This window comes from Candidatus Nitrososphaera evergladensis SR1 (genome assembly GCF_000730285.1).
Lineage (GTDB): Archaea > Thermoproteota > Nitrososphaeria > Nitrososphaerales > Nitrososphaeraceae > Nitrososphaera > Nitrososphaera evergladensis.
The window spans coordinates 226,408-236,745 of sequence record NZ_CP007174.1; the positions used below are offsets into that span (position 1 = coordinate 226,408).

Genomic DNA, 10,338 nt, shown 5'->3' on the forward strand with positions numbered 1-10,338 from the left:
TGGGGCGCAAGACATGGACAGATTTGTAGACGGCAATTCAGTGAGTTACGTCCCTCCTGGGAAACTACAATCATATCTTACTCAAGAGTTGATAAAGGAGACTCCTGAAGAGCATGTCAGGCAAAGAGTCATACGAAGCTTGGTCGAGGAGTATGGCTACGACCTGTCGCAGATAAGGGTTAACTTTAAACTGGCGGTAGGTGGAAAGCGCCTTCCCGTCGATATAGCAGTTTTTCACGACGGAAAACCACCACTACAAGAAAACATCTACATCATAGTTGAAACAAAACGGCCAGAGATCAAGAGTACTGATAAAGAGAGTGGCATAGACCAACTGGGAAGTTATGTTTCCAGTGCAATGAATTGCGAATTTGCCCTGTGGACAAACGGTCTTGAAAAGCTATGCTTTCAGAAGATAGAATCAAAGACAAAGGGACAGAAGTATGAGCCCAAGCCTGTCATTGACATACCCATTCATGGGAAGACAATCGAAGAGTATGAAAAACCTGATTTTACCCAGCTTCGTCCAGCTACAGAGCTAAAGTCTGTTTTCAAACGTATTAATGATTACATATATGGCCGACAAGGAATGAGAGAAGACCAAGCATTTCACGAACTGCTCAAGCTAATATTCTGCAAAGTCTATGATGAGAGGTCGGACGAAATCCACTTCTATGTAACGAACAAAGAAATTGGCTCAGACATGGGGGCGATGAGTGTAAAAAAACGCATAGACGAATTATTCGACTCGGTTAGAAAACAGTATCAATACATATTCAAAAATGACCCAAAGATTCTACTAAATCCGAGAGTCCTTGCTTATGTTGTAGGTCAATTACAGAATTATTATCTGCTCCGAACCGACGCTGATGTAAAAGGCGATGCATACGAAGAACTTGTCGGTAAGAATTTGCGCGGCAGTCTTGGAGAATATTTCACTCCAAGGAACATTTGCCGATTGGCAGTAAGAATACTCCTTGCGATGCATACGAAGCAACAGATTCAAGATGCAAAGATAATAGACCCTGCCTGCGGGACAGGTGGATTCCTGATATCTGTCATAGACACAATGAGGCAGTATTATTATGATAGAGAGATTGCCAAGGACCCTTCGCATGAGAGGGCAATGCAAATCGTAGATGATGAAATTAGAATGTATTGTGCTAGGTGTCTATATGGAATTGACTTTAATGAAGTTCTGGTTCAAGCAGCGCAGATGAATGAGGTCATCCATGGTAATGGCTCTAGCAATCTTTTCTCGGTGGACTCCCTGAAAGCTCCTGGTGAATGGCCAATTGATGTTGCGGAAAAAGTCAAGCTTGGCTCCTTTGATATGTTAATGACAAATCCACCATTCGGAGAGAATATTATCATTGATGACCGACATCTCCTATCGCAGTATGATCTGGCACACGTCTGGAAAGAAAATGATGATGGAATACTCGAAAGGACTGATGACATTAAATCACGAATGCCTCCACAACTCTTGTTCATCGAAAGATCTGTTCAACTGTTAAAACCGAATGGCAAACTGGCAATCGTTCTGCCCGACTCTGTCCTCAGTAATCCAGGGCTAAAGTACGTTCGCCATTGGATTCTTACGCATACCAAAGTTATAGCCAGCATTGACCTGGCAAAAGAAGCGTTTGAACCTTCAACCGGGACGAAAACCAGCCTTCTGATACTTGAACGAAAGAACGAGACAGAGATGGCCCTAGAGAAGAAAGGTGGGAAGCTTCCTGACTATGACGTATTCATGGCCATAGCTGGCAAAGTGGGAAAAAACAGTAGAGGCGACAGCATCTTCAAGAGGACTCCCGAGGGCGAAATGATAGAAATTGAGAAGGAGACATACATAGTAAAAATTGTTGACAGGAGCAAAGTAAGAGAAAAGCTAGTCACGAAGGAACCCATCTTGGATGATGATTTACCACATATTGGCGATGAATTTGTGGAATGGTGGAATAGGAAAGGCAGGAAATAAGATGGCGCTAGTTTCAAGAGAAGAGCATCAAAATGCGGCGACACTTCGAAGTCTCTCCTTAAAGTCTAGCTGGATTTTCTCTGGCGATTTGAGGCTTGATGCTGATTACTACGCTAAAGAAAAAGATCTGGCATTGCGGATACTAAATGACAAACGCTTTTCAACACGTCCCCTCAAAACACTGGTTCAAAGAAAAATGTTTAGTGGTTACCGCTTCAAGAGAATTTATGCAGGTGACAAGGAAAAGGGGATCCCTTATCTCAGTGCAACTGAGACCTTGATGTTCAGGCCGAAAAGTGAAAGGTATCTTTCAAAATCAAAGACGGAGAATTTGGACGATCTCCTCGTAAAAGAAGGTTGGATTCTGATGACATGCTCTGGAGTTATCGGACGGCTTACCATCGTTGACAAAAATCTTTCCCAGTTTGTACTCACGCACGATCTTATTCGAATTATACCCAACGAAGAAGAAATTCCTTCAGGTTATCTCTATGCATTTCTCTCAACATGGATTGCACAGTCTGTTGTAACCCGGGATCAGTATGGCCTGGCAATAAATCATGTTGAGCCTCACCAGATTGAGGATTTGGCAGTTCCCATCTTGGATAAGAAAATAATGGGATTATTCGATCATCAAATAAAATATGCTTATTCGTTACGCCAGCAAGCAAATAAGAAGCTAGACGAGGCTGAAGCACTCTTTTACGATTCTGCAGGTCTCACCCGGGAAATTGATAACCCACTAAAGAACAGAAAATCGTTTTCACTCAAATCATCCTCGCTGGACACGAGATTAGATGCCTCATTTCACAACCCTGTGCTAATAGAGACTTTGCGGATGCTGAGAAAATCCTCGACAAAACTTGTAAAGACAAAAGACTTGGGTAAAGTTATCGTCGCTCCACGTTTCAAGCGAATCTACGTTGAAAAGGAATACGGCATCCCATTCTTACAGGGAAGCGACTTGCCCATGAACAGGCCATTCAATCTCAAGTACCTATCAAGAAAAATGACTGCCAGTCTTAATAATTGGATAATTAAGCCGGGTTGGACACTGGTGACATGTTCGGGAACAATCGGAAGAATTGGGCTGACGACCCCGATTACGGATGGGTGGGCTGCTTCACAGCATATTCTCAGAATTATTCCGCATAAGGACAAGCCCTCCGAATTAGAGTATCCTGTAGATGCAGCCTACATCGCTACATTCCTATCAACACCATATGGATACAATCAGGTTGTTGCAAAGACCTATGGGGGTGTAGTAGATGAAATTGGCGAGAAAGACATTGGCCAGGTTCTGATAGCAGTAATCCATGACCAGTCAGTACATAATGCGATTTCTCAGCTTACGAGGGAGGCATATGCATTCAAAGATTTGGCTGCTCTAGTGGAACACGAAACGGTAAGCCTGCTGGAAAACTTACTCGAAGGATCCATCAAGTTTAGTAGCGTTGACAACTTGAGAAAAGCACTCGAAGAGACCATAGAACTAAAAGCAAAAGTGGATTCGGTAAACAAAATCTATGAAGGAATCAACGAGGTGGATGAAGGATATGTGGTATCATTTGATGATATCAAGTCAAAATATGGGTTATGATACTGGATGCGCGAAGTCTTCTTTGGGCGTCGAAAGGTCGAAAAAGAATTTTCTAAACTTGATTCTTATACACAAAAGAGGGTAGCAAAGGCAATAGAAGAAATCAGGGAAAACCCCCAGGTTGGAATTCTTTTAACTGGAGATCTCGCGGGATATTTCAAATATAAATTCGGAAAATTTAGAGCCGTCTATTCTTATGATGAAGAGAAAATTATGATCGTTGCATTGGATACGCGTGATGACGTATATGATGAGATAAAGCGATACATTAGGGAAGTAGGAAAAATACAAGTGAGTGCGAAAAAAGCCGTAGACGATTAGTTTATCTTACTGGACGATCATTTCTGTTGATATATTTCTCATATAGTAATCCATAATGAATCAGTCGTCATTTCTTGCTTACTTTAGCTTTGATCTTTCCATCTTCAGAGAATATTTCCCATTCGAGCTCATCCTCATGTTTTACCTTGAGAGCATCCGCGACTCCTTCTGGTATTACAGTTTTGACGCTAGGCGAACCCTTGCGAACGTAATGTACCTTGCTTTTCAATGCTCAAACTACAATACCTACCAGGTCTATTTATCTTATTGGTATATACATAGCCCAACAATTATATATAATAGACCAATGTATATACCAATATGCAGCCAAGAGGAGTGCTTTATCATGGCCTAAATGACCAAGCGGAGCAAGCACAAGCGGCGAAAGGTCACAACCTACTTGGAAGACCGGAGACAGCTTAGGATGACGCAATTTCCTTCTGACAAGCGCCAAACGTATGCTCAAAACTGGAAGGCTTATGATGATGCACAATGTGGTGAGCAAGATACCTTCTTGAAGCTACTGTCAGATTTGTGTAGAAATGTTGATCAACCTGCCTATGACTTCGGAAGGCCCAGGCTGCCTCTTTCGGATATGGTTTTTGCTTCTGCGCTGAAAGTGTATTCAACTTTCTCCTTGCGTCGCTTCATGAGCCAGATGCAAAAAGCAGTCGCAGAGGGTCATGTTGACACTTTCTGTTCTTATTCTTCTGTTTCAAACTATATGCGTAAGAAAGAGCTAACACCGATACTTTACGAACTTATCAAGCTATCAAGCCTTCCACTGGCTTCCGTAGAAACTACCTTTGGAGTGGATAGTTCTGGCTTTGGTACTTCCTCTCGTTTTGCTAGATATTTCGACTTCAAGCATGGGAAAGACAAGAAGTACAAAAAGTGGGTGAAGGCACACATTTGTTGTGGCCTAAAGACAAACGTAATAACTGCAGTCCAGCTTACGGATGGTGACCGTCCTGACCACCCGTACTTTCAACCATTGTTGGAAAAGACAGCGCAGTCATTTAACCTGAAGGAAGCTGTTGCAGACAAAGCATATCTCAGCAGAACGAATCTCCAGTTTGTAGAAGACCTCGGTGGAAAACCATTCATTCCCTTCAAGGTGAATAGCCGAGGCTTGGCTATAGGAGCACCTGCCTGGAATAGGATGTACCACTATTTCAACCTCCATAGAGATGATTTTATGAAGCATTATCACAAGCGGTCGAATGTCGAAACAGCATTTCATATGATAAAGACAAAGTTCAGAGAATATGTAAGAAGTAAGGATGAAACGGCGCAATTCAATGAAGTTTTGTTAAAGATTCTATGTCATAATATTTGCGTGGTGATTCAGGAAATACACGAGTTGGGAATACGGGCAGATTTTTCAGTCTGAAACCTGGAGAATAATCAAAACTTTTAGAATTAGTATGTATGCGGAATCGTTCCGCCGTTGATTATGTCTAATCCAAATGTCTTCCTGATCTCCTGTTCAAAGGCAATAAAATCGTGATCAAAAGTCAATAACTCCGTCTTGATATATGTGGCAAATTTGGCGGAAGTAGAAAGAATCCGTAAATCATTTCCGCGCGGCGGGCCATCTGCAGGACTATTTTTTTTCTTTATTGATACCCACACCTGAATTTGGAGGGTATTTCCTCCCGACCAAATGTTTGCGTACATGTTTTCGACGTTTGGCATCAAGGAAACATCATCAGGAAGTATGCCATAGTTTTTGTGAAGTCTACTAAAATTCTCAAGGGATTTATGGACTAGCAGTCTGATTTGAAGTGGAGTTAATTTTAAATCTCCTCCCTTCTCGGCAAGAATATCCCAAATTTTCTTATGTGTTTCGGATTCGACTGTCTTAATTATCGCAACTTTACTTATCTCTGAGTCGAGATAATACTTCATTGATTTGTAATTCTGCAATTGAATAGGTATGCCGTGGATTTTATGGTTTATTGAATAGCTGAGGCAGGCATTAGTGTCTGGAACTACTATGCTGTCAGATTTAAATTGGAAAGGGACTGCGCTAGCCGTTTCGCTTCTTCCTCCGTGAACGCCTCGTCAAGAGTACGTTCGAAAGGATTATTATAGATTTTTCTTTTATCACAATATCCTAGAAGATAAGACTCTAACTCTGCAATCTCCAAGAATCTTGGACGTAGCAATTCCGAATTTGCAGGCGGCCTTACATCCTTTGATGTATCGGCAATCTTGTGAATGAGTTCTCTGGAAAGGTAGAGTGCCACTCCTCTCTTGGCTGTATCTGATACGCTTTCGAGTGCCTTCAAGATATTGCCGATTATTTCTAACGTAGAGAGAACAAACGCGGATTGCCGATTATTATACGTCCTACTGCATTCAATTAAGGGAGGTAAGATGTTCTCCAGTTCTTTTTTTACCTCGGCGGCCAACTTTAGTGAATCCTTAGGGTCAATGCCAAACTTGGAGTAGACTTCATCGAGAAGTTCGCATCTGGTTCTTGCCAATCGTGATTCAATAATATTTTCTACTTTCTCTAATGTACGGGGCAGAAGTTCTTTTTTCATTTTTTCGATCTCCTTCTTACCATTGCTGGTCAAATAGAAAGAAAAGTAATGTTGACCATAATTCATCATTGATTCATTTTCGACTATAGTTACTAAGCCTGAGTAGGCAGATAAATCAAGCTCCAATAGGTCTGAGAATGGCCCATAATGATATTTTCTGAAGTCATATTCGTCTATGTGTGCCAAGACTTGAGTAAGAAATGTTAGCTTTTGGAATTTGGTTTTGCCGTGGATTACACCATCAGATTTATCGAGTATGAGCAAAGGAAGCCAGAGTCTTTCAGGGATTTCAGTATTCACAGGCAAAACCTCCTATTACAGGATACGTACTACTGTTAAGTATATCTACACATGAGCTAGTTATCTGACTCTTATTGCATTGACAAACCATTTGCGACGCCCTTTGAACAGAAATTGGTGCCGTCCTTTCGTCGCAGTTTGAACCAAAACAGCATAGTCATACGGTAGTTGTTATTCTATAGACTATAAAACTTTTCTATATAAGGGTGCTCAAAATCCGCCATTGTTTGAAAAGTCCCACTAGAATCTCGGATAGCAAGAGACGAAGCAATCTCGCTGCGGGTTAAGACATCAATATTTAAGCGCTGCGGGTCTCGAACTCATTTTGCTTTAGTTTGCACTGTTGTAGATTGATGCCAAACTTCATCGAAGTACTTCAGCAGCTTTCTCATAACATTTGCATCTGAAATTATTGCGCCGGTATTGTACTGCTTCATGAGACCATCTTGGGTTAGGTCGGCTGACGAAATAAGAGCCTCTTCATTATCCCTTATTATTATTCTAGAATGAACGAAGTTGTTGATTCTATGGTTATCCTTTAGATTATCCTTGATGAAGCCAAAAGCCTGCCTTTTATCACTTGTAAATTCATCTCTGGCTCTTGTAATGATTTGAATGTTGGCGCTCTTGCTTTTTTCAAGGATATCCTTAACGAATGACATGTCCGCGTATGGCGAGATAATCTTCAATGTATGATTGCAATTACAAATCATCCGTTTTGCCTCATCCTCCAGCGACCTGTCATGCGGCGGAATTGTTGTCACGAGGTCTAGTTGTCCTGTTTGTTCTTCCCACTCTTCGTCTATGCGAATCGCAACTCTCTTTGAGCTGAAAGTGGAATATCGGTTATCCAATAGGAAATGAAGTGATCCGCCTGAATGCACTTGCAAAGTAACCTGTCCTGAAGGTACCTGTCCTGAATAATGGGAATATTGTACAGGGCAGAGATAAGCGTTGTTATTTCTTAGACAGTTTAGAGCCCAGGTGACAAACTGATCTCTACTTAGCACATACAACCGTATATCGTCAACAGTGTTGCTCTGATTAATGTGCAGGACGGTGAAAGATACAGAGATTTTATGATTAGTCTTGCCCAAGTGATCCAAATCATATGAAAGGACAGATATTCCATTTAGGCTAGTAGGAATATCTAACATTCCATCATAAAGGATTCTGAACTGTTTTCTTGAACCCATGTTCCGTCAGGCAATTTCATTCTGGAGAATATCTGTTTAAAAAGTAAGCTGGCTGTTTAAAAAGTATCGACAGTTACCGACTTTTTACACAAAGCCTCTCCATACTGGAGCTAGGGCTTTTGCTATGGCATCCATGAGCCGTGATAGAATAATCTTTTCTCCATTGTTCAGAGTGGAACAGTTCGAGTCGAAGATAAAGCGTGGTGATTGGTATCTTACAAGAGAAGGCAAATGGTGGGTAAAATACCCCACAGAAGAGTGCAGAGCCATCATTGAAACTGCCTACGACAGACTACCAAAACAAAGGAAATTCCTGTTCTTTGAAGATGCCAAGAGCGACAAAGCGAAATACTTACAAGCTAGTTATTTTATGCACAAGATGGCTGTTCGATTCAAAAGGATATTTTCAGACCTTGATAAAAGCAGCTGGCTCAACGAAAAGACTAGAATCTATGCACTTGGCGATGGTTTGTACTTTGGCGGACACTCCTTACATCTGTTCAGGCATACAATGGCTCAATATTATCTCGCAGCGACAAATTGGTCGCTTGCTTATGTGGCTAGCCTAGATGGGTGGGAAAATACCGAGATATTGAACAAGTGCTATGGCGGCATTCCAGAATATATCAAGGCACAGATAGCAAATTCAATCCATGTTAGGTTTGATACATTAAATCTTAACAGTACTTCAATGACTACAACAGGCTATTCGATGTTTTGTCCTAGCATTCGATAGAACTTTCCATATGTGAATACTATCAGCTCAACAAGTCTTTCAATGAGATTTTTAGCTCTGCCAGAATTGTCTCCAGCTCAGGCAGCGGCTCCGGGCTCAGTCTGGTAAGCCATGTGTCAAGGTAAGGTTCCAGTTTCTTTGCAATGTCAGCCGGAAACATCTGCTCTACGCCTGTAAAGGTAACTCCTTTTGACTTGCATTTCTGAAGGAAAAGCTCTTTCAACTCTTGCTTGTCGAACTTGCGAATCTTTAGCAGCCTCCATACATCATAGTAATCTCTGATCTTTCCCCGTTCGATGATTGCCCTCATCTTTTCTGCAAGTAGATTATCAAGCGCATAGACTTTGACTGCAAATTTTGGATAATCGTACGTGTGTGGAACTGATTTTCTTACGACCTTGCCAATAAACGGTTCTCTGGAGATTTCTATTTTGATGTTGTTCTTGCTCAGCGGTCCTGTGTACTTGATTTTGCCCCGGAAAAATTCTGGATTAGCAAGAGGGTCTCCCTTCATCTCGATGTTTATGCCACTTGCCTTCTGCACGATTCCGGGTACCTCGTACATTACGCCTGTGCCCAGAACCAGCATCTCACTCTCATCGACAGCAGTAAAGTCCAAGTCTTCTGAAAGACGCCATCTGCCGGGAAAGTATATCTTGGACAGTGCAGTGCCGCCCTTGAACGCCAGAGAGCCTGAAGCAGCACTTGATGCTATTCCAAAGAGTATCCATCCAAGAACATAATCTTTTTCCACCACATCGACAGGCAGATTTCTTTCTCTGGCCACGGCTCTGAGTTCGCGATCTGTTATCATTCTTCTAGTGCTCCATCCATTCTTTTAGCTCTTTATCGGATCTGTTTATTATCAATCCGTATTTCTTGGAGTACCCGAGGACTTTCTTTGGACCCAGAGGGTCAAGCCACATGAACCCCTTGAATCTGTTAGAGGCTATCCTGTCAGCTATTTCACTTTCGATGTTAAGCAATTCAAGCGCATAGCCAAGCCTTCTAGTCACTACACTAATTCCTAGCTTTTTACCATACTCTATAAGTCTATCAAAGTTCAGCTCATTCCTTGCTTCCCATATGCCTTTTACTGCTTCATCAAGCCCGCCGCAATACTTGGGATACATCAAGCAGTCCAGCACCGTCTTTTCCCTAGATGATATCTTGAACTTGGTACCGGCTATTTCGCCTTCTTCAAAGCCAAAGAACCTTTTTTTTGCAAGCTTGATGAATTTGAAGACATTCGGTCCATATTCCAAGTCTCTTCTCCTCTTGGTCGTGGCAACGAACACTACGCGCGGTACCTGTTCTGTCATTCCCCAGTAGTTGAGAGCAGAGTAAAAGCCAACATAGTATTCGTTCAAAATGTTAGGCAGTATCAAAAATGGTACCTCTGACCACAGTCCTTCGTATCCTGCCTTGGCAGGGATGAGAAGGTACTTGCCTCTCTCTATTTCCTCTATCCTCTTCTTTTTCTTGAGTCGGTAGATGACGTTCCATACCGAGGCGTCAGAGGTTCGAAGTATTTCTTTGGCATCCTTCATTGAGAAGATGCTCTTGTTTTCCTTCTCGAGAGTAAAGAGCAGCCTGAGCTCATTTGCCCCCAAGTTTAAGTTCTGTGTGCTCATACTCTTGTATAACAA

Annotated in this window: 11 protein-coding genes; 5 read left to right on the plus strand and 6 right to left on the minus strand. The window is 41.9% G+C overall.

Annotation, left to right across the window (positions count from 1 at the left end; genetic code table 11):
• Positions 1-13 precede the first annotated feature (13 nt).
• The 3 genes from NTE_RS01190 to NTE_RS01200 are packed head-to-tail and all read left to right on the plus strand — an operon-like array spanning position 14 to position 3,905.
• Positions 14-1,984, plus strand: a complete 1,971-nt coding sequence (locus NTE_RS01190) for a type I restriction-modification system subunit M (protein ID WP_148699365.1) — start codon at positions 14-16, stop codon at positions 1,982-1,984.
• Positions 1,920-3,584 (plus strand): restriction endonuclease subunit S domain-containing protein, encoded by a 1,665-nt coding sequence (locus NTE_RS01195; protein WP_148699366.1) that lies wholly within the window; start codon positions 1,920-1,922, stop codon positions 3,582-3,584. Before NTE_RS01190 ends, NTE_RS01195 begins: the two co-directional genes overlap by 65 nt.
• 6 nt (positions 3,585-3,590) lie before the next feature.
• A complete protein-coding gene (locus NTE_RS01200) occupies positions 3,591-3,905 on the plus strand; it encodes a type II toxin-antitoxin system RelE family toxin (RefSeq protein WP_148699367.1) in 315 nt (104 codons plus the stop codon).
• Between the two features lie 67 nt (positions 3,906-3,972).
• Here NTE_RS01200 and NTE_RS16180 read toward each other — a convergent pair whose 3' ends face one another.
• Positions 3,973-4,134: a hypothetical protein gene (locus NTE_RS16180; protein WP_158384940.1), complete on the minus strand. Its 162-nt coding sequence runs from the start codon at positions 4,132-4,134 to the stop codon at positions 3,973-3,975.
• Between the two features lie 195 nt (positions 4,135-4,329).
• On the opposite strand from NTE_RS16180, the gene NTE_RS01205 reads away from it, so the two are divergent.
• Positions 4,330-5,298, plus strand: a complete 969-nt coding sequence (locus NTE_RS01205) for a transposase (protein WP_158384944.1) — start codon at positions 4,330-4,332, stop codon at positions 5,296-5,298.
• 29 nt (positions 5,299-5,327) lie between these two features.
• Here NTE_RS01205 and NTE_RS01210 read toward each other — a convergent pair whose 3' ends face one another.
• The 3 genes from NTE_RS01210 to NTE_RS01220 form a co-directional block, all read right to left on the minus strand.
• Positions 5,328-5,816 carry a hypothetical protein gene (locus NTE_RS01210; protein WP_148699369.1) on the minus strand — a complete coding sequence of 163 codons (489 nt, stop codon included), beginning with the start codon at positions 5,814-5,816 and terminating at the stop codon, positions 5,328-5,330.
• An 86-nt stretch (positions 5,817-5,902) separates the two neighbouring features.
• Positions 5,903-6,757 carry a hypothetical protein gene (locus tag NTE_RS01215; protein WP_148699370.1) on the minus strand — a complete coding sequence of 285 codons (855 nt, stop codon included), beginning with the start codon at positions 6,755-6,757 and terminating at the stop codon, positions 5,903-5,905.
• A gap of 320 nt (positions 6,758-7,077) precedes the next feature.
• Positions 7,078-7,953 carry a phospholipase D-like domain-containing protein gene (locus NTE_RS01220; protein ID WP_148699371.1) on the minus strand — a complete coding sequence of 292 codons (876 nt, stop codon included), beginning with the start codon at positions 7,951-7,953 and terminating at the stop codon, positions 7,078-7,080.
• A 124-nt stretch (positions 7,954-8,077) separates the two neighbouring features.
• On the opposite strand from NTE_RS01220, the gene NTE_RS17025 reads away from it, so the two are divergent.
• A complete protein-coding gene (locus NTE_RS17025) occupies positions 8,078-8,689 on the plus strand; it encodes a hypothetical protein (RefSeq protein WP_226987103.1) in 612 nt (203 codons plus the stop codon).
• Positions 8,690-8,711: 22 nt separating this feature from the next.
• Here the strand turns inward: NTE_RS17025 and NTE_RS01230 are convergent, their stop codons facing one another.
• Positions 8,712-9,503 carry a nucleotidyl transferase AbiEii/AbiGii toxin family protein gene (locus NTE_RS01230; RefSeq protein WP_148699372.1) on the minus strand — a complete coding sequence of 264 codons (792 nt, stop codon included), beginning with the start codon at positions 9,501-9,503 and terminating at the stop codon, positions 8,712-8,714.
• 4 nt (positions 9,504-9,507) lie between these two features.
• A complete protein-coding gene (locus NTE_RS01235; RefSeq protein WP_148699373.1) occupies positions 9,508-10,323 on the minus strand; it encodes a type IV toxin-antitoxin system AbiEi family antitoxin domain-containing protein in 816 nt (271 codons plus the stop codon).
• Positions 10,324-10,338 lie beyond the last annotated feature (15 nt).

Coding starts and splice junctions, on each gene's coding strand:
- NTE_RS01235 (WP_148699373.1), bottom strand. CDS start 10,323: ATGAGCACACAGAACTTAAACTTGGGGGCAAATGAGCTCAGGCTGCTC.
- NTE_RS01190 (WP_148699365.1), top strand. CDS start 14: ATGGACAGATTTGTAGACGGCAATTCAGTGAGTTACGTCCCTCCTGGG.
- NTE_RS01210 (WP_148699369.1), bottom strand. CDS start 5,816: ATGAAGTATTATCTCGACTCAGAGATAAGTAAAGTTGCGATAATTAAG.
- NTE_RS01195 (WP_148699366.1), top strand. CDS start 1,920: ATGATGATTTACCACATATTGGCGATGAATTTGTGGAATGGTGGAATA.
- NTE_RS01200 (WP_148699367.1), top strand. CDS start 3,591: ATGCGCGAAGTCTTCTTTGGGCGTCGAAAGGTCGAAAAAGAATTTTCT.
- NTE_RS01205 (WP_158384944.1), top strand. CDS start 4,330: ATGACGCAATTTCCTTCTGACAAGCGCCAAACGTATGCTCAAAACTGG.
- NTE_RS17025 (WP_226987103.1), top strand. CDS start 8,078: ATGGCATCCATGAGCCGTGATAGAATAATCTTTTCTCCATTGTTCAGA.
- NTE_RS01220 (WP_148699371.1), bottom strand. CDS start 7,953: ATGGGTTCAAGAAAACAGTTCAGAATCCTTTATGATGGAATGTTAGAT.
- NTE_RS01230 (WP_148699372.1), bottom strand. CDS start 9,503: ATGATAACAGATCGCGAACTCAGAGCCGTGGCCAGAGAAAGAAATCTG.